The sequence below is a fragment of the Kaistia soli DSM 19436 genome, from assembly GCF_900129325.1.
Classification (GTDB): Bacteria; Pseudomonadota; Alphaproteobacteria; order Rhizobiales; family Kaistiaceae; genus Kaistia; species Kaistia soli.
Genome location: NZ_FQUP01000001.1, coordinates 992,122 through 1,009,751, shown reverse-complemented (window position 1 = coordinate 1,009,751; position 17,630 = coordinate 992,122). Strand labels below are relative to the sequence as shown.

The following is a 17,630-nucleotide window of genomic DNA, read 5'->3' as shown; positions in this document are numbered from 1 at the left end:
CCTCACTGGTTTCCCGCCCCGCAGCTTGCGTCTTCGGCCTTCATCAATGGCTTCAGTGCGACCACCTGCGCCCGGTCGCCCTCGTCTGTCGGCTGGGCATTGAAGATATAGTCAGGCGGCCACCATTCACCGGCGGCCCAGTAGGTCCAACCGATCCATTCGGCCTTCGCATTGTTGATCGTCGTGACGAGTTTCGTCATGGCCGCAATACAGGCGGGGTCGTCGGACGCCGCGAACTCGCCGAGGAAGCCGCGCTTGCCATTGGCCTTCAGCCAGGCCGTGACGCGATCGATCCCTGCCAGCGCCTCGGCGCCACCGGTGCATTCTGCGTTGCGGCCGGAGAAGTCGGCATCGAGATACTGATGGAAATCATAGGCATAGTGGTCGAGCGCGTCGGCGACGCCGCCCATCACCTTGCTGTTGTTGCCGACCGGAAGATCCTTGGTCCAGCTATGCGCGCCGGTATAGGCGGTGCCGGGCACAAGGATGAGGTTGCCGGCGCCGGTCTTGCGGATCGCCGCGATCGCGAGGTTCACGTCCACCAGCCAGTCATTGGCGTGGATGTCGTAGGGCTCGTTCATCAGCGAGAAGACGAGCTTCGGTTCGTTCTTGTAATGGCCGGCGAGCCGCGACCAGAACGCGGCGAAGTCTTGCGCCGGCACGGCATCGGAGCCGATCCGCTGCTCGTCGTAATAGGCGTAGTTATGCGGATCGAGAATGACGGCGAGACCGGCCCTGGACGCGGTTGCGACCGCCTCGTCGAGCGCGGCGAGCTCGCCGGGATCGAACGGCTTGCCGAGCTTTGGCTGCAGTCGCTCCCAGCGGAAGGGCAGGCGGATCACCGTCGCCCCGGTGCCGGCGACATAGTCGATCGTCGCCTTGGTCGGATAGGTATAATCGGTGTGTAGCCTGCCCGGCAGCTTCCCGAATTCCGCACCCGCCAGATTGACGCCGCGCAGGCATGGCTCCGCGACCGCCGTCGTCGTCATTGCGGCGAGCGCGAGCAGGCCCGCTATGCCGCGGCCAAGTCTCAGTCTCATGATGCGAGCACCTCGCGCAGCGCCGTCAGCAGACGGGCGCGGGCGCCTTGATGGGTGAAGTTATGGTCGGCGTCGGCGATCAGCCGCATGCTGACGCGCTGATAGGCGCTAAGGCGCTGGCCGCGCGCGCCGAAATAGACATTGAACTCGTTGAGCCCCGCATCATCGGTCGAAAATAGCATCGAAACATCGGTGCCACGCTGTTCGAGCGCCCGAAACTGCCGATGCACGGCGCGGTGCATGCGCGCGTGCTTCGAGAGCCCGCCGAGAAAAGGCGCCAGCGCGCGGCTTGCCCGCGTCGCCACCGTCCGGACGATATAGCGGCCGGCCGGTCCGACATTCAGCTCGCCGCGGAGCAGTCGTCTCATCGTGTCGCGCTTCATCAGCGTTGCACCGAAATTGCTGACGCTGCGATGGCCGTAGCGGACGGCGGTGGCGACGTCCTCGTCGGCATCCCAGACGAAGCGCTGCGTGTTGATGATGACGAGCTTGCGGACAGCCGACCGCTGCACCGCCGCCTGAAGCGCCGCATAACCGCCGCTGCAGCGGCCGACCAGGATAATCGGCCCGGCTGAATGTGCCGCCACATGGTCGACTGCCGCGATCGCGTCGGCGATATGCAGCTCGGAATAGAGCACTTCCTCCGGCGCGCCCGGATGGTCCGGACTGTCGCCGATACCATCGAGATCGAAGCGAAAGCTTGCGAAGCCTTCCCGGGCGAGGGCGCGCGACAGCTCGACGGTCACGCGTGCCCAGCCAATGTGATAATCATGCCCGGCATTGGTGAAGACGAGCGTCGGGGCGTTGCGCGCGCCTGTCGGTCGGCACAGGATTCCGAAAAGACGGCCGTCGGGGCCGAAGCGAGTCGGCATTTCCTCAAACCCGCCTCCGCGAAGCGGCTCCACGGGTGGTGGCAGACGGGCGTCGCCTGGCCGGGCCGTTGCGAGATGTGAGATCCAGGATGCGATGCCGGCGAGCGTCGCCATCGGCGGCCGGGCCTGCGTCGGGTCGGTGAGCAGCGTCTCATAGCCTTCGAAAGGCTGTCGCGTGACATGGGCGCCGAGCGCTTCGAGGTGATCGGCCAGCGGTCCGTCGCGATCCGATATCGTGCGGCCGACCACCAGTATGTCCTCGGCAGGCCGCGTTTCCAGCGCGTCGAGGCGGATCGCTTTGATCGCGGCGGCGCGGCCCGCGGGCAGGTCGAGGCCCGCGACGGCAAGGCCATTCGCGTCGTCCGGATCGCGGCCGATGCCGATCGAGTCCGTGACGATCCGAGACCAAGCGGCGAGCTCGCGCAGATAGTGGCGGCCATTGTCGACGGCGGCCATCGAGACGACAGCGCGCGTTCCGGGGAGTTCCTGCGCCATCAGCAGCGCCAGCGACGCGCCGAGACCTTGGCCGAGCAGGGCGATCTCCTCAGCGCCCGCGACATCCTTCAGCCAGCGGGCGGCTTGGCGTATGGCATCTTTCCAGTCCTCGATGCCGTCTGGCGCCTCGACCGGATCGAGCGCGTCGCCGGTTCCGGGATAGTCGAAGCGCAGGCACGGCAGCCCCTCCGCGGCGATCAGCGCGGCGAGGCTGCGCCATGTCGAGCGGATACACATCTCCTCGAAGCCGATCGGGCTCAACATCAGGACAGCAAGACCGCTGCGGCCCGGATGGTAGAACCCGCCGAACGTTCCTAGCGTCACCGGCATGCCGAACGCGGCCGGATCGGTCGCCTCATTCATTTCATGTAGCTCGCCGGAAGATCCCTCCGAGAGATGGCGCGAGACGTCGCCCCGCATGAACGCGGCTGGTGTCCGCATGTCCGGTTCGGCACTGCGATGGATATTCATGCGGATGCCTCCCCGTTTCCCTCCGCAAGCGCAACGCGGCGCTCGACGGGGACACTCTTCTGGACACGGCGTCGCTCCCGCCGTCCGTCGAAGAGGAGGAACGGCTTCAGGAAGGCGGTCGCCATATTGTCGATGCGCCAGCGCCGCATGACCCAGATCGTGGCGATCAGGTTGGAAGCGACGTTCATCAGCAGTCCGGCAATGGCGATGCCCATGAGCCCGTCGAGCTTGGCAAGGCCGAAGAGCAGACCGAGATAGAAGACGAACAGGATCGACCGGCCGATCAGGAAATAGCGCTCGCCGCCCCCGATCATCAGCAGCCACGAGCCTGGCCCGAAAAAGGCGATGGAGACGGCTGAGAGGCAGAGGGCGATTAGAACGTCGTGATGCTGCGCGAACTCGGCATTGAACAGAACCAGGACGAAATTGCCGACAATCGCGAGACCGAGCGCACCGGCGAGCGAGATTGCGAACGAGGCAAACGAGAGCCGGCCGACCAGACGCTGCGCGCCCGCCACATCCTCCGCCTGGAAGCGCGCGGCGATCATCGGAATGCCGACAGTATCGATGGCCGCCACCGGCAGCGTCAGGAACATCGCGATGCGCAGCGCGACGAAATAGAACGCCGCCTGGTCGAGCCCGAGCGCCGCGCCGATCACGATCGTCTCGAGATAGGCCGATGCCGAGTTCAGGATGTTGTTGGCGATGAAGTAGTAGCTTTCCTTCCGCCACTGTCGGCGCGTCACACGGTCGGTGCGGCCGGTCTTGCCCAGGAAAGTCACGCCCTCGTCGCGGATGAAATGGCGCATCTGATAGGCCGTCGCGACCGCGAGCAACACCGTCACCGCCCAGAACGCCTCGGCTCCGCCATAAAGCACGCCGCCCGCCGCGAGACTGGCGAGGACGACGGCCGAGGCGATGCGCCAGGCGATCTCGCGCGGCGTCAGCGACAGGTTGATGCGGCCATGGATGCGGAAATAGTTCTGCAGATATTCGCTGACCGCATAGACGGCCGCAAAGATCAGGGCGACATAGATCTGATCATACGGCGCCGGCAGCCGCCCGCGGATCACGAAACCAACGATCGACGCAGCGATCAGCGTCCCGACTCCGAGGATCAGCCACAGCGCATTGACGCGCAGCAGCGCCTTGTTGCCCTGGTGATCGAGGCCGATGCCGGATCGATAGTGCTTGACGACCAGGATCTGCTGGCCGAGCACGAAGATCAGCCCGAGTGCGCTGCCGATCGAGAACAGGAAGACATAGAGACCATATTCCTGCGTCGACAGCGCGTGGCTCGCCACGAGCAGCACGAGGAAGGACAGGACCGCGCTGCCGAGCCGCGAGGAAAAGGCGGAAGCAAAGCGCCCTGCGCCCGGCCTGTTGCGGAGACGCTCGAGGATCATCGGCGTGCATTCCCCGCCGCAAGATCGGGAGCGACATCGGCGCGACGGACCAAGCGGTCGAAGAAATCCGTATAGGCCGCAGAGAGGATCGGCGGCAGATAACGCCGCGCCGAAGAAAGAGCCCCGGCCGAAAGGGCCGCAACCTTCTCCGGCGCATCGGCGAGTTCGCCGATCCTGGTGGCGAGCGCAGCGACATCGCCAGGCGGAACCGCATAGCCGTTGAAGCCGTCCTCGATCGTCTCGGCGATACCGCCTGAGCGGGCGCCGATCACCGGGACGGCATGCGCGAAGGCTTCGACGATGACCCGGCCGAACGGCTCTTGGAACAGCGATGGCACGACGAGCACATCGATCTGCGGGAAGAACGCGTCGGGGTCGCTCCAGCCGAGAAAGCGCGTCTCGGCCTTCGGGAAGCGGTCCATGAGCCCGTCCGCATAGGCGTCCTGCCCGCTGCCGGCGATCAGGAATTCGGCCTTGCCGGATCCGGCGAGACTCCGTGCCGCGTCGGCCAGGACATGCGGACCCTTCATCGGGGTATGGACGCCGATGAACCCGACGCGAAGCGGCCGGCCCTCCGGAGCGGGACGCGGTGCATCGGCCGCGAGGCGGGGAACGACGCCCGGGATGCGGCGCGTTTCGGCGTTCGAGAAATAGCCGGCGTCGACATGGCGTGCGATGATGAAATCGGTTTCGCCGACAACGCCATCGACGAGGCGGCTCATCGCCTTCTTGCCGATCGACGTCGCCTTGCACGAGCCGCAGGCCCCGGCGCAGTTTTCGCCGCCGCGCATCATCGAGCCCTTCCAGCAGAGCAGGAAGGTGGAGCGCAGGATATGGCAGATGGGGATGCCCGCGGCGCGCGCGGCGCCCCAGGTCGCGACATTCACGTTCTCGATGCTGTCGGTCAGCACCAGATCCGGCTTGAAGCGGGCGATCTCGCGCCGCATCGCGAGGAAGGCGCGCGGATTGAAATTCTCCAGCGCATGCCAGGCCGCTTTTTTCCAGGCCGGACGCGGCACGCGGTAGTTCCAATAGAGATTGAGTGTCTCAAGGCGCCGCACGGGAACGCCGTCATAGACCTCCTCCTTCGCTTCGTCGGCGACATTGACGACGAGAAGCTCATGGCCGGCGCCGAGCAGCAGCTTGGCGACCAGCATGGCCGAGACGGGACCACCGCCATCCATGAAGGGCGGGAAAGCCGCCGCCGCCATCAAGATCCGCATATGCTCTTCCCGGTCGACGCTTCGGACATGGCCCGTCTCAGTTTTCCGGCCGGAGGCGTTTGGGCAGGTTCTGTTCCTCGCGCTCAAGATCTTCCGGCTTCGCCCACATGCGGGCAACGCGCAGCCGCATGATCTCGACAAGGAAGATTGCGAGCCCGCCGGTATAGCGCCAGCCGAGGCGGCGTGGCTCGATCATCAGGCGGAACAGCCATTCGAGGCGCAGCATGCGCATCCATTGCGGCGCACGGGGCACCGTGCCGCTGATGAAATCAAACAGCGCGCCGACGCCGATCAGGACGCGAGGCGACAGGTCCGCAGCGTTACGGTCGATGAACTGTTCCTGGCGAGGATTGCCCATGGCGACGAGCAGGAGGTCGGCTCCCGAGGCATTGATCTTGGCCACCACGCCGGCCTCGTCCTCGCGCTTCAGATAGCCGTGATGCATGCCGACGATGCGGTGGCGGGGAAAGCGGGCGGCAAGCTGGCGGCCGGCTTCTTCGACGACATGCTGCTTGGCGCCGAGCATGTAGATCGAAACCGGCGCGCTGGCCTTTTCGAGGATCTCGGGGACAAGATCGGTGCCGTTCAGATTGTCCTCGAAGCCATGTCCCATGAACAGCGACGATGCCAGGTCGAGCCCGACACCGTCATTCAGCACCAGGAAATGCGAGAGCGTGTCGATATAACCCTGCGAGCGCAGCGCGGAGACCATTGTATGCGCATTGCAGAAGGCGACGCGGATCTGGCTGCGGTCATGAAACGATCGATCGATGGTCTGGAGGACTTTCTCCCGCGAGGCATAGGGAATGTGTACCCCGCCCACGCGAAGAAAACGGGGAACCCACCGCCGATCTGGACCGTCATATGACATTTGATTCGAGTTTTACATTTTGCCTGTCGGTGGATACCCGAAGGATGGCAGCGACAAAATCGAAAACACCGTGGAAAATCCGGTACTTGCTTTTAGTGTTAAGCCCAATTTAACGATCAGCGCCACAATTAGTTTACGGGCGTTAACCCTAAGGCCGCAGTTTCAATTTCTTAACCCTGTTTGGGTCAATATCGCGGCATCGCATCGACAAGGTGGCCATCCGCCGCAATGCGGCGTCTTCGGCATGGTCTCGCGTGCCACCGCCGTGAGCCGGCCGCCACGCCTGAATGAGGAACGGGAATGCTCGCGCGGGCGGATGGACGGCTCATGGAGGCAGTGCTTCCCGCTCGCCGGCCGCTATCGTCGATCGATGTCATGGAACTGGTCGCGGTGATCCGCCGCCGCTTCGCGCTCGTCATCGGCTGCGGTCTGCTCTTCCTGGTGCTTGCCGCGCTCTATATTCACCATCAGCATCCCGTTTACCGCTCGACGGTTGAGATTCTCGTCGATCCGCAGGGTCTGCAGGTTGTCGGGCGCGATATCCTGCCGACCGACAGTTCGGCATCGATCGATTTCGCGAATGTCGACAGCCAGCCGCTGATCATCGCCTCCACCAATGTTCTGGCCGAGGTGATCCGCAAGCTTGATCTCGAGCACGATCCCTTCTATGCCGGCTCCATGGTCAACTGGCCGGCCGATGGCAGCGGCGCCGTAAGCCCGCGCTTCGTCCATGTGCTCGACATGCTGCGCGGCAACGTCGTCGTTCACCGCGCCGATCCCTCGCTCGTATTCCAGATCACCGTGACGCATGACGACGCGGATCGCGCCGCGCTCATCGCCAACACAATCTCGACCGTCTATCTGGCGCAAAGCCGCGAAGCGCGCCTTGCCGCCGCGCGGCAGGCGAATGAATCCCTTGTCGGCCAGGCGACCTCGCTGCGCGCGCAGTTTGAAGACGCGCAGCACCGCCTGGAGCAATTCCGCGCTGAGAATGGCCTCGTCACGACCGGTACGGCCGGTCTCGTCGTCAACCAGCGTCTGCAGGACCTCACCACCCGCATCACTGCTGCTACGGCTCAGGTGGCGCAACTCGAGGCGCGCCGCGATCAGGTGCGTGGACTTGATCTCTCAGTGGTCGAGGCCGGCGGAATTCCCGAGGTGATCAGCTCGCCCACCATTACGGCGCTCAGGACGCAATATGGCCGCGTCGTTCAGCAACTGGCGGAACTCGCCCGGTCCCTCGGCCCCAATCACCCGGCGCTGCAGCAAGCCGAATCCGAACGCGATGCGGTGGCGAGGCTGATCGATGCCGAGATCGTCCGCATCAAGCAGGCCATCGAGATCGATTATAGCCGCGCCAAGGCCAATCTCGCCTCGCTGAAGGCGCAGGAGCAGGCGATCACTGCGACGCAGGCCACAAGCAACACCGCGGAAATCCGGGCGCGCGAGCTGCAAGGCGACGCTGACGCGATCCAGCAAGTGTACAATGCGGTGCTGAACCGCACCAAGGAGCTGGATCTCCAGCAGCAGATCCAGACCAACAATTCGCGCGTGATTTCGGTCGCCGTCCCGCCGGTCAAGGCGTCTGCCCCGCCAAAGGCGATTGTCCTGGCGGCCGGAACCTTGTTCGGGCTCGCCGCCGGCATTGCGCTTGCCTTCGCCGTGGACTTCCTTGCTACCGATCCGATTGCAAGGCTCCGCGCCATCAGCGGCAGCCTCGGCACGGAGCTGGTCGGGGTGCTGCCATCGCGTCGTCGCCGCTGGCTAAAGCGCGACGGCGTTGCGCATGTCGAGGCGGACGATCCCGACGCCGCCGATCGCGAGGCGCTCCTGCCGGCCGCGCAGGCGCTCGCGATCCATCTCGCCGATGCGTTGCCGGCAACGATCCTGCTCATCGAGGCGGGCTCGGTCCTGAATGGTCCGCGCGTCGCGCGGGGCCTCGCCGGGGCGCTTGCCGATCTCGGAGAGGAGACGCTGCTTTGCTCGGCGAACGATATTTCGTCGATGCTGCGGATCGAGCGCTCGGCACCAGCCGCTACCCGAGCGGCGCACAAGGAAGTCAGCGAGCGCCTCCTCGGCACACATGGCGCACGCCACCGCGCGGGCAGGTCGGACGCCGAGAGCAGCGATCCCTTCGGGCTCGAAGGCCGCGAATTCATCCTCATTGACGGCGGCCCATCGCGCGACACGCGGACGCTCGCGGCGAGCTACGGATATGTCGACGCCGTCATCGTGGTGGCGACGACCGGCCGCAGCTCCAGCGAGGACATCCGCGACCTCATCGCCTCGCTCGGCCCGCTCGCTTCGGCCGCGATCGGCGTGGTCGGCGTCATCGATCGCTGACGGCGCGGCCATGCGCTCCTTCGCCACCGGCCGCGTCGATACCGCCTTCGGCGCGTTCGACCCCGATGCCATCCGAGATCGGATCCACCAGCCGGCGATCGTGCTGATCCTCGTCGGCGCGCTGGTGTTCAATCTCCTGCTCTGTTTCGTCAACACCGTGGTGTTCCGGGTGACCGACACGATGGTGATGGGCGCCGAGATGGTGCTGATCAGCGCGGCCTTCGCGCTCGGGGTCAACCGCAAGGTGACGCTGTGGCTGATCCTCGGCATCTTCATGAGCTACATGGCGCTGATCATGGCGCTCCGGCCGATGCTCGACCTGAAGGCGATCCGCGACTTCCTGATCCCGATCACCTTCTACACGCTTGGCCGTCGCTATCCTGATCGCCGGATCGCCGATCTGGCAGCGCTGATCTCAGGCGCGATCGTGCTGTTCTTCGGCCTGTTCGAATATTTCTTTCTCGACATTTATATCAAGTATTTCAACATCATCGCCTACTACGTCGCGCGCGGAACCGTCGCGGCCTCCGACGTCACGGGTGAGTCCGGCCTTTTCGCCAGCGGCCTGCGCCCGGACGCGCGCAACATCCTGCCTTTCCTGGGACCGCACCGCGTCTCCTCGGTCTTCCTGGAGCCCGTCTCGGCCGGCAATTTCGGGGCGATCCTCTATATGTGGGCGCTCTACCGGAAGGACATGCGCTGGCGGAAGACGCTGTTCGTGCTCGGTGCCATGCCGATCATCCTCTCCGATGCGCGCTTCGGACTCTATGTCTGCATCGCCGCGACCGCGCTCTCGCTGGTGCCGTTCCGCCTGCCGCGGATCGCCTGGTATTTCCTGCCGATGGCCGTGATGCTGGCGCTGGCGATCTACGGCTTCACCAGTGCCGAGGTCGACTGGCGCAACGATCTGGGAGGGCGCCTGCTCTGGACCGCCCGTCTTTTGACGTCGCTGGATATTCGCGGCGCCTTCGGCATTTCGCCCGACAAGCCGTTCCTGTCCGACTCCGGCTATGCCTATACGATCAGTGAGATCGGCATCTTCGGTGTCATCGGCTTCTGGACGCTGTTCATCTTCGGCCGCGAGGACAATCCTGATGCCTGGCGGTTCAAGATGCTGGTGGCGACTTATATCTGCCTGCTGCTGTTGATCAGCGACTCGCCCTATTCGATCAAGACCGCCGCGCTGCTCTGGTTCATGGTCGGAACCAATGACGGCTTCGTGCCGCCCCTCATGCCGCAGATGCAGGTGCTGAACCGCTTCACGCGCGGGCGGGCGAGCGCCGTCTCCGCCTCACCAGCGCATGAACCATCGGCCCGATCGTCCGCTTGAGGCCAAGCGCCGGCTTCTCGACGAAATGCCAGGACAGCGCTGCGAGAATGACCGTGGGCACCGCGCTGATGACGAAGAAGACCCAATAGTTGCTCATCCCCGGCAGGAAATGGATCAGCGTCTGCTGCACCGGGAAGCCGAACAGGTAGATGCCGTAGGAATAATCGAGGCCGGCGAGGATCGGCAGCGCGAACCACGCGGACAGGCCGAGATAGACGGCGACATAGGCAAAGAGCGGCGCAGTGACCGCCCAGACGATCGGATTGTCCTGCCAGCTCGGATTGCCGATCACCGCGATGGCGACGAGCGCCGCGCCGGCCGTAAGCCCGAGGACACGGCTCATCGGAATCTCGGCGCGGAAGAGATGGAAGAGCGTGCCGGTCAGGAACAAGGGCACCAGCTTCGCCGCACCGCGCCAGACGAAGATATAGGTCAGCTTGTCGCCCATCGGAAAATGCAGGCCGTAGCGATCGATCAGCCAGAAGCCGATGGCGAGGCCATAGAGGCCGATCGTGGCGGCGAGCACCAGCCAGCGACGCCGCAGCAGGCCGAAGCCGGCGATGACCGCCAAAAGGATGTAGCAGCTCACCTCATGCGGGATCGTCCAGAGCGATCCGTTGATCTCGTCGACGGGGTTGGTCTCGAAGACGCCGGGCAGGGCGTCGTGATGCAGTCCGGCGGCATTGAGGAAATAGCTGTAGAAGCCGCGTTGGCTGAAATAGGTCGCGAGCGAGTCCTCGGTCAGCAATGGCCCGAGCACCAGCGCGGCAAGCGCGACGACGAGGATCAGCGCCGGCAGGATGCGCAGCAGCCGGTTGACGAGGAACTGGTCGATGCTCAGTCGCTCGACGCTGGCCGCGACCAGAAAGCCGCTGACGACGAAGAACATCGGAACGGGAAGATTGTTCAGCGCCCAGCGCGCGCCATAGGGCCAGAATTGATCCGCGGCGGCGCCATTGTCGATCAGGCTGCAATGGATGAAGACGACGGTCAGCGCGAGGATCAGGCGCAGCAGATTGAACCCGGGGCCAATGCCCCGGTTGGCGTCGAGAACGCTGCCGATGCTCTTCATGGACGGACCGCCGGTGCGAGGAACGACCCCGTTCTGCGGTCGCAATCCTTTTCGAAACCTTGCACCGATTACTGCAAATTGAGGGGTATTTGCGAAAAAAAGTCGTTCAGCCGCCGTGGCGATCGAGAAAGGCTTCGATCGGGAGGGCGCGGAAGTCGGGGAGCGCCGCCCGGAGCCGCTCATGGTCCCAGTCCCACCAGGAAAGCCGGAACAGGCGCTCGGCGATCATTTCCGGGAAGCGGCGCTTGATTGTCCGGGCGCCCACGCCGACGGCTATTTCGTAGGGTCCGACATCCTTCGCAACCACCGCACCCGCGCCGATGATCGCGCCCGTGCCGATGTTGACCCCCGCGAGGATCGTGACGCCATGGCCGATCCACACGTCATGACCGATCGTCACTGGCTGCGCGCGCCGCCAGTCGAAGAATTCCGTCTCGTCAGCTTCGCCGTCGAAATAATAGGACGAGCGATAGGTGAAATGCGACTGCGAGGCGCGCCAATGCGGATGATTGCCGGGATTGATCCGCACCGCGGCGGCGATGGAGCAGAACTTGCCGATCGTGCTGTAGATCACCTCGCCACCTGGCGAGATGTAGGAATAGTCGCCAAGCTCGCTCTCTGCGAGGTCGCAGGCAGCGCCGACCTCGGTATATCTGCCGAGGCGGCAGGCGCGGATGGTCGCGGTCGCATGGATCGTTGGATGTTCGCTGAGGCGCATGGGCGTGGTCCGGGGGACTGATGTGCGAAGGTCGCCGCAGCGCGTGACACCACGATGACTGAGCCGGCTGATCGTATTGGCTGAAGAATCGCAACGCCTTGCACTGTCGTCCACACGGCATCTGCGCTGTCACACCAGTTTCGCATGGTTTCAGCACTCTCCCGGGAACGAGGAGAATGCCTGATGCTCGTATTGGATGACGTCTCGCGGCGCTTCAACAACAAGGCCGCCGTCTCGGGCGTGAGCCTTTCCATTGCCGGCGGCAGCTTCGTCGGCGTGATCGGCCGTTCCGGTGCCGGCAAGTCGACATTGCTGCGGATGATCAATCGTCTTGTTGACCCGACCTCGGGTTCGATCCGCTTTGACGATGTCGACGTGACGCGCTTGGACGGCCGGGCGCTCCGCGATTGGCGTGCCCGCTGCGCGATGATCTTCCAGCAGTTCAATCTGGTCGGGCGTTTGGATGTGCTCACCAATGTGCTGATGGGCAGGCTCAACAAGGTGCCGACCGCGCGTTCGCTCCTCCGCCTGTGGAGCGAGGAGGACCGCGCCATTGCTCTGTCGGCCCTTGAACAGTTCGACATTGCCGGCCTTGCCGCCCAGCGCGCCGACAGCCTGTCGGGCGGCCAGCAGCAGCGGGTCGCCATTGCGCGCGCCCTGGTGCAGGAGCCGGACGCGATCCTTGCTGACGAGCCGATCGCCTCGCTCGACCCCCGCAACACGAAGGTGGTCATGGACGCGCTGCTGCGCATCAATCGCCACTACGGCATCACCGTCATCTGCAATTTGCACTCGCTCGATCTGGCCCGCACCTATTGCGACCGGCTGATCGGCATGTCGGCCGGAAGCGTCGTCTTCGATGGGGCGCCCGAAATGCTGACCGAGGATGTCGCCCGCGATCTCTATGGCCTCGAGGCCGGAGAAGCGCTGGAGGCCGCGCCCGCTCGTGAACCCCGTTCGGCCGCCGTCGGCCCTTACGCCGTCGCCGTCTGATGCCCGACCCGGCATGACAACCGGCGCCGGACTGGCGCCATCACTTTGGAGAGACCAATGTTCAATCGCCGCACCCTGATCGGCGCCGCCTTCGCGAGCCTTGCGCTTGCCGGCGCTGCTCATGCCGAGGACTGGAAGGCCCAGTATCCCGAGCTGACGCTCGCCGTGATCCCGGCCGAGAACGCCTCGACCACCACCGACCGCTATCAGCCGCTGGCCGACTATCTCGGCAAGCAGCTCGGCGTTCCGGTCAAGCTCGCGGTCGCGACCGACTATGCGGCCGTCATCGAGGCCCAGCGCGCCGGCAATGCGCAGATCGCCTTCTATGGCCCGGCCTCCTATGCCCGCGCTGTGCTGACGGGCGTGGCGACCGAGCCGGTTGCCGTGTCGCGCCATTCGAACGGTCTGACCGGCTACTACTCGGTTATCTACACGCTGGCGAACAGCCCCTATAAGTCGATCGACGACCTCAAGGGCAAGAAGCTCGCCCTCGTCGATCCGAACTCCACCTCGGGCAACAATGCGCCGCGCTTCTTCCTGCATCGCGACGGTAAGGACGTCGATACGTTCTTCTCGCAGGCGATCTTCGCCGGCAGCCATGACAACGCCGTCCTGGCGCTTGCGCAGGGCACGGTCGACGCCGCCGCGAATTCGTGGAACTCGGAAGACGACAGCAACCTGACGCGCATGATCACCAAGGGCGTGCTCAAGGACGCCGATGGCAAGCCGATGACGAAGGACGACTTCCGCATCGTCTTCAAGTCGGACTTCCTGCCGGAAGGACCCTATTCGGTGCTCGCCTCGCTGCCGGCTGATCTGAAGAAGCAGATCACCGAGGCCTTCCTGACCATGCCCAAGAACGACCCGAAGGCCTTCGCCGGCCTCTCCGACGGCAAGGACATCGAGTTCGCCCCGATCTCGGCCAAGGACTATCAGCCTGTCGTCGACATGGTGAAGTTCAACGACGCGCAGCGCAAGAAGAGCTCGTAACATCCATCGATCAGCGAAGGGCGGCCGTCGGCCGCCCTTCGTCTGTCTGCAATCCCCTTCGAACCTCTGGACCTGATCCTTGGCGACTGCGATCCCCGTTCTGCCCGAGCCACAGGCGCGTGCGCTGGCCAGTGCCTATGCCGCCGCCGTCTCGGTCCGGCGCTGGCGCGGCGCCGCCGTGCTGGTGACCATCATCCTGCTCGCGCTGGTGAGCGGCTATCTGGCCCATGTGCGCCCGGTCACGCTCGTCACCAATATCGGCAATTTCGGCTCGTTCATCGTGCGTACGATCCCTGATTTCTCATCCGGCAACCTTCTCGCCGATATGAGAGCCTGGTACTGGAATTTCCCCGCCTGGCTCGGCCTGCTCGGCCAGACGATCCTGATCGCCTATCTCGGCACGTTGATGGGCGCCGTCGCGGCCTTCGCGCTCTGTTTCGTCGCCTCGGCCAATCTCGCTCGCAGCCGCTGGTCGCGCGTCGGTGCGCGCCGGCTGCTCGAATTCTGCCGCACGGTCCCCGACATCGTCTTCGCGCTGATCTTCGTCATCGCCTTCGGCCTCGGTCCGATGGCCGGCGTGTTCGCGCTGGCGATCCACACGACGGGCGCGCTCGGCAAGCTCTTCGCCGAGGTCGTCGAGAATATCGACATGAAGCCGGTCGAAGGGCTGCAGGCTACCGGTGCGTCCTGGATCCAGACCGTCCGCTACGGGGTCCTGCCGCAGGTGGCCCCGGGCTTCGCCTCCTACGCGCTGCTGCGCTTCGAGATCAATGTGCGCGGTGCCGGCGTCATGGGCTTTGTCGGTGCTGGCGGCATCGGGCAGGAGTTTCTCGTCGCGATCCGCAATTTCTATTATTCGGACGTCAGCGCGATCCTCTTGATGATCATCGCAACGGTCATCGTCATCGATCTTGTGACCGAGCAGGTCCGTCACCGGCTTATCGGCTTCGAGGGCGCACGATGAGCGAGTCGTTCTCCACGTCGGCCGGACCATCGGGCAGAGGGCGACTGTCCGCCGCGGCGCGCGCCGATCTTGCCGGGCTGAAGGCGCGTCATCCCGAAGCCTTCCGCCTTTCGCCGCGCAACCGGGCGATGGTCATCCTCGTACCGCTCGCCATCATTGCCGTCGCGTTCGGCGCCATGGTCGCGCTCGATTTCTCGTTGATCCGCATCCTGAACGGCTTGTCGCGGCTCGGCCGCTTCGCCGTGCTGATGATGCCGCCTGCGCCGGAGGGCCGCTTCTTCGTCTTCCTCGGGGCGCTCGGCGAAACGCTGGGCATCGCCTTTCTCGGCACGCTGACCGCCGCGCTCCTCGCCTTTCCGGTCGCATTCCTCGCGGCGCGCAACGTCATTCCGAACATCTTCGTGCATTTCGGCACGCGGCGCGCCTTCGACGTCATCCGTTCCGTCGATACGCTGATCTGGGCGCTAATGTGGATCAACGTCGTCGGCCTTGGTCCGTTCGCCGGTGTGCTCGCCATGGCCTGTTCGGATTTTGGCTCCTTCGGCAAGCTGTTCTCCGAAGCGATCGAGGCGACCGACGGCAAGGCGTCCGAAGGTATCGCCGCCTCGGGTGGCAGCCGCGTGCATCAGGTCCGCTTCGGCCTCGTGCCCGGCGTGCTGCCGGTCATCGCGAGCCAGGTGCTCTATTACTTCGAAACGAATACCCGCTCGGCGACGATCATCGGCATCGTCGGGGCCGGTGGCGTCGGCATCTATCTGACCGAGCTGATCCGCGTCCTGGAACTGAAGCAGGTCGCGTTCCTGATCCTTATGATCCTGGTCACCGTCGCCATCATCGACTTCATCTCGACGCGGCTTCGCCTCGCCATCATCGGCAACAAGAAGATCGTCTAGCTCTCGACGACGATTTCCGTCCGGTCGGCGGCAAAGAGGGCACGGGTGAACTGGATCGGCGTGCCGTCACCGTCGACATTGATGCTGTCGACGGCGAGCAGCAGGCGTCCCGGTGCGAGATCGAGGCTCGCCGCTTCCTCCGCGCTGGCAGGCCGGGCCGAAATGCGGGTCTCCAACCGGCGATAATCGTCCACCCCGCGCGAGGCGAGCGCGCCGGTGATGGATCCATAAGCCAGATAGGCGTCGCCGAAGCGCTCGAAACGCGGCAACGGAAAGAAGCCGCTGCCAAGCGAGATCGGGGTGCCGTCGGCGGAGCGCAGCGTGTCGAGGCGGATGACCGGTGCGCCTTCAGCGACACCAAGCGCGGCGGCGGTGCGGGCATCGGCGGCAACGACGGCCGAACCCAGCAGGCGACCGCCTGCCTCGCGCCCGGCGCGCGAGACGATTTCGGAGAAGCGGGTGCGCGGCCCGATGGGGTAGCGGATGGGCCGTGCCTCGACGAAGGTTCCGCGCCCCTGGGTGGCGCGAACGAGGCCGCGGACCGCGAGTTCGGAGAGTCCTCGGCGCACGGTATGGCGGTTGACGGCAAAGCGGGTCGCCAGCTGAGCCTCGGTCGGAAGCTGCGCGCCGGCGGGAAAACGGCCGGCCGAAATGTCGGCCTCGATGTCGTCGGCAATCTGCCGCCAGGCCGAGATACCCCCGCCGCGCGCGATTTCGCGCCCATCATCGGCGTCGTCAACGCCGTCCGCCACCGTCATGAAATCGTCACTGGACTTGATCATGTGGTTGTCTATACCATTAGACAAATCGAAACGGAAGGCGCGGAATTGCCATGACCGACGATCCCCAGGCCAATCATGCGACGACCCGCGATCGCGACCAGATGAGGTCGGCAGCAACGAATGCTCCGCCCGAGATCGCGGCGCGCCAGTCGCTGATGGCGGCACTGTCCGCAGCCTCGTCCGCCGAGCTGGACGCCGCTCTGGCCCGTCTCGGCGATATCCCTGCGGCTACCGATATTCGCCCGGCTGAAAGCGGTCTGGTGATGCTGCGCGGCCGCGCCGGCGGCGATGGACGCGCCTTCAATCTCGGCGAGGCAACCGTGACGCGCGCCGCCATCCGTCTCGCCGATGGTCGCACGGGCTTTGCCTATCATCTTGGTCGTGACGGACGAAAAGCGCGCCTCGCCGCCACCCTGGATGGCCTCTGGCAGGGCGAAGAGCGCCCCCGCGTCGAAGCCGCCGTCTCATCCGTCCGGGATCGTCTCGCCGCGGCGGCCGAAACCAAGGCGCGCCGCGTGGCCGCGACGCGTGTCGACTTCTTCACCATGGTGCGCGGGGAGGATTGATCATGCTCGATGCAGCCAGCACCGGCTTTGCCGATCCCGTCCTCGACGCGCAGTCGCATTTTCGGACGCTGATGGATGCGCTCGCGCGTCCCGGCAGCATTCATGCTTTCAGGCCGCGGCTGACGCCGCCCGGCGGCTTGCCGGCCGAACTCGCGGCGATCGCGCTGACGCTCGCCGATCATGAAACGGCGGTGTGGCTCGATCCTGGGCTCGCCGCGGACCCTGCTGTCTCGGCATGGCTTGCCTTCCATGCGGGCACCCGCATTACGGTTGATCCTGGCGAGGCCGATTTTGCCTTGGTCACAGACATCGGAGCGATGCCGCCGCTCGCGGCCTTCGCGGCCGGCGATGACGCCTATCCCGATCGTTCGACGACCCTTCTGATTGCCGTTGATGCGCTTTCCGCAGGCGGCGATCTCGTCCTCTCGGGCCCGGGCATCGAGAGCGAGCGACGGCTCGGTATCGCGCCATGGCCGGCGGCGTTGACCGAACAGCTCGCCGCCAATCGTACCCTGTTCCCGCGCGGCGTCGATCTCGTCTTCGCGACCAGCGGCGCTATTGCAGCGCTGCCGCGCACCACCCGCATCCGGGAGGCCTGAAC

Annotated in this window: 16 protein-coding genes; 8 read left to right on the top strand and 8 right to left on the bottom strand. The window is 65.1% G+C overall.

All coding sequences use genetic code 11. The features are described from left to right. Positions 1 to 2: 2 nt before the first annotated feature. Genes BUB39_RS04965 through BUB39_RS04945 form a run of 5 tightly spaced genes read right to left on the bottom strand, consistent with a single transcriptional unit; the run spans position 3 to position 6,330 of the window. Entirely contained in the window at positions 3 to 1,040 is a 1,038-nt protein-coding gene (locus BUB39_RS04965; RefSeq protein ID WP_139251339.1) for a glycoside hydrolase family 5 protein, read from the bottom strand. Continuing rightward, positions 1,037 to 2,878, bottom strand: coding sequence for an alpha/beta fold hydrolase (locus BUB39_RS04960; RefSeq protein ID WP_084526890.1), 1,842 nt, complete (start codon positions 2,876 to 2,878; stop codon positions 1,037 to 1,039). The genes BUB39_RS04965 and BUB39_RS04960 overlap by 4 nt, the downstream gene beginning before the upstream one ends. Continuing rightward, the gene (locus tag BUB39_RS04955; RefSeq protein WP_073051859.1) at positions 2,875 to 4,284 is read right to left on the bottom strand and encodes a lipopolysaccharide biosynthesis protein; all 1,410 of its coding nucleotides are present in this window, start codon (positions 4,282 to 4,284) and stop codon (positions 2,875 to 2,877) included. Before BUB39_RS04955 ends, BUB39_RS04960 begins: the two co-directional genes overlap by 4 nt. Beyond that, on the bottom strand, positions 4,281 to 5,507 hold the full coding sequence (locus BUB39_RS04950; RefSeq protein ID WP_073051858.1) for a glycosyltransferase family 4 protein: 1,227 nt from the start codon (positions 5,505 to 5,507) through the stop codon (positions 4,281 to 4,283). Before BUB39_RS04950 ends, BUB39_RS04955 begins: the two co-directional genes overlap by 4 nt. Positions 5,508 to 5,544: 37 nt before the next feature. After that, on the bottom strand, positions 5,545 to 6,330 hold the full coding sequence (locus tag BUB39_RS04945) for a WecB/TagA/CpsF family glycosyltransferase (protein ID WP_073051857.1): 786 nt from the start codon (positions 6,328 to 6,330) through the stop codon (positions 5,545 to 5,547). Positions 6,331 to 6,678: 348 nt separating this feature from the next. Here BUB39_RS04945 and BUB39_RS04940 point away from each other — a divergent pair, with 348 nt between their 5' ends. Together BUB39_RS04940 and BUB39_RS04935 are read left to right on the top strand one after the other, a co-directional pair. Then, positions 6,679 to 8,721: a GumC family protein gene (locus BUB39_RS04940; protein ID WP_073051856.1), complete on the top strand. Its 2,043-nt coding sequence runs from the start codon at positions 6,679 to 6,681 to the stop codon at positions 8,719 to 8,721. Between the two features lie 10 nt (positions 8,722 to 8,731). Then, positions 8,732 to 10,051: a hypothetical protein gene (locus BUB39_RS04935; protein WP_073051855.1), complete on the top strand. Its 1,320-nt coding sequence runs from the start codon at positions 8,732 to 8,734 to the stop codon at positions 10,049 to 10,051. Here the strand turns inward: BUB39_RS04935 and BUB39_RS04930 are convergent. Both BUB39_RS04930 and BUB39_RS04925 read right to left on the bottom strand, forming a co-directional pair. After that, positions 9,981 to 11,123, bottom strand: coding sequence for an acyltransferase family protein (locus BUB39_RS04930; RefSeq protein WP_073051854.1), 1,143 nt, complete (start codon positions 11,121 to 11,123; stop codon positions 9,981 to 9,983). The two genes, BUB39_RS04935 and BUB39_RS04930, sit on opposite strands and share 71 nt — an antisense overlap. A gap of 106 nt (positions 11,124 to 11,229) precedes the next feature. Beyond that, complete coding sequence (locus tag BUB39_RS04925; RefSeq protein WP_073051853.1) at positions 11,230 to 11,841, bottom strand: DapH/DapD/GlmU-related protein; 612 nt, start codon at positions 11,839 to 11,841, stop codon at positions 11,230 to 11,232. A gap of 183 nt (positions 11,842 to 12,024) precedes the next feature. Between BUB39_RS04925 and phnC the strand changes: the two genes are divergently transcribed. The 4 genes from phnC to phnE (BUB39_RS04905) all read left to right on the top strand — a co-directional run bounded on the left by phnC (position 12,025) and on the right by phnE (BUB39_RS04905) (position 15,681). Beyond that, complete coding sequence (gene phnC / locus BUB39_RS04920) at positions 12,025 to 12,834, top strand: phosphonate ABC transporter ATP-binding protein (protein ID WP_073051852.1); 810 nt, start codon at positions 12,025 to 12,027, stop codon at positions 12,832 to 12,834. Positions 12,835 to 12,891: 57 nt separating this feature from the next. Then, entirely contained in the window at positions 12,892 to 13,824 is a 933-nt protein-coding gene (phnD, locus tag BUB39_RS04915; protein WP_073051851.1) for a phosphonate ABC transporter substrate-binding protein, read from the top strand. 79 nt (positions 13,825 to 13,903) lie between these two features. Beyond that, positions 13,904 to 14,788 carry a phosphonate ABC transporter, permease protein PhnE gene (gene phnE, locus BUB39_RS04910; protein WP_073051850.1) on the top strand — a complete coding sequence of 295 codons (885 nt, stop codon included), beginning with the start codon at positions 13,904 to 13,906 and terminating at the stop codon, positions 14,786 to 14,788. Beyond that, positions 14,785 to 15,681, top strand: a complete 897-nt coding sequence (phnE, locus tag BUB39_RS04905) for a phosphonate ABC transporter, permease protein PhnE (RefSeq protein ID WP_084526887.1) — start codon at positions 14,785 to 14,787, stop codon at positions 15,679 to 15,681. The genes phnE (BUB39_RS04910) and phnE (BUB39_RS04905) overlap by 4 nt, the downstream gene beginning before the upstream one ends. Here phnE (BUB39_RS04905) and phnF read toward each other — a convergent pair. After that, positions 15,678 to 16,463, bottom strand: coding sequence for a phosphonate metabolism transcriptional regulator PhnF (gene phnF / locus BUB39_RS04900; RefSeq protein ID WP_084526886.1), 786 nt, complete (start codon positions 16,461 to 16,463; stop codon positions 15,678 to 15,680). The two genes, phnE (BUB39_RS04905) and phnF, sit on opposite strands and share 4 nt — an antisense overlap. A 101-nt stretch (positions 16,464 to 16,564) precedes the next feature. On the opposite strand from phnF, the gene phnG reads away from it, so the two are divergent. Together phnG and phnH are read left to right on the top strand one after the other, a co-directional pair. Continuing rightward, complete coding sequence (gene phnG / locus BUB39_RS04895; RefSeq protein WP_073052774.1) at positions 16,565 to 17,029, top strand: phosphonate C-P lyase system protein PhnG; 465 nt, start codon at positions 16,565 to 16,567, stop codon at positions 17,027 to 17,029. A gap of 2 nt (positions 17,030 to 17,031) precedes the next feature. Continuing rightward, a complete protein-coding gene (gene phnH, locus BUB39_RS04890) occupies positions 17,032 to 17,628 on the top strand; it encodes a phosphonate C-P lyase system protein PhnH (RefSeq protein ID WP_073051849.1) in 597 nt (198 codons plus the stop codon). Positions 17,629 to 17,630 lie beyond the last annotated feature (2 nt).

Coding starts and splice junctions, on each gene's coding strand:
- BUB39_RS04965 (WP_139251339.1), bottom strand. CDS start 1,040: ATGAGACTGAGACTTGGCCGCGGCATAGCGGGCCTGCTCGCGCTCGCC.
- BUB39_RS04960 (WP_084526890.1), bottom strand. CDS start 2,878: ATGAATATCCATCGCAGTGCCGAACCGGACATGCGGACACCAGCCGCG.
- BUB39_RS04955 (WP_073051859.1), bottom strand. CDS start 4,284: ATGATCCTCGAGCGTCTCCGCAACAGGCCGGGCGCAGGGCGCTTTGCT.
- BUB39_RS04950 (WP_073051858.1), bottom strand. CDS start 5,507: ATGCGGATCTTGATGGCGGCGGCGGCTTTCCCGCCCTTCATGGATGGC.
- BUB39_RS04940 (WP_073051856.1), top strand. CDS start 6,679: ATGCTCGCGCGGGCGGATGGACGGCTCATGGAGGCAGTGCTTCCCGCT.
- BUB39_RS04935 (WP_073051855.1), top strand. CDS start 8,732: ATGCGCTCCTTCGCCACCGGCCGCGTCGATACCGCCTTCGGCGCGTTC.
- BUB39_RS04930 (WP_073051854.1), bottom strand. CDS start 11,123: ATGAAGAGCATCGGCAGCGTTCTCGACGCCAACCGGGGCATTGGCCCC.
- BUB39_RS04925 (WP_073051853.1), bottom strand. CDS start 11,841: ATGCGCCTCAGCGAACATCCAACGATCCATGCGACCGCGACCATCCGC.
- phnC (WP_073051852.1), top strand. CDS start 12,025: ATGCTCGTATTGGATGACGTCTCGCGGCGCTTCAACAACAAGGCCGCC.
- phnD (WP_073051851.1), top strand. CDS start 12,892: ATGTTCAATCGCCGCACCCTGATCGGCGCCGCCTTCGCGAGCCTTGCG.
- phnE (WP_084526887.1), top strand. CDS start 14,785: ATGAGCGAGTCGTTCTCCACGTCGGCCGGACCATCGGGCAGAGGGCGA.
- phnF (WP_084526886.1), bottom strand. CDS start 16,463: ATGATCAAGTCCAGTGACGATTTCATGACGGTGGCGGACGGCGTTGAC.
- phnG (WP_073052774.1), top strand. CDS start 16,565: ATGAGGTCGGCAGCAACGAATGCTCCGCCCGAGATCGCGGCGCGCCAG.
- phnH (WP_073051849.1), top strand. CDS start 17,032: ATGCTCGATGCAGCCAGCACCGGCTTTGCCGATCCCGTCCTCGACGCG.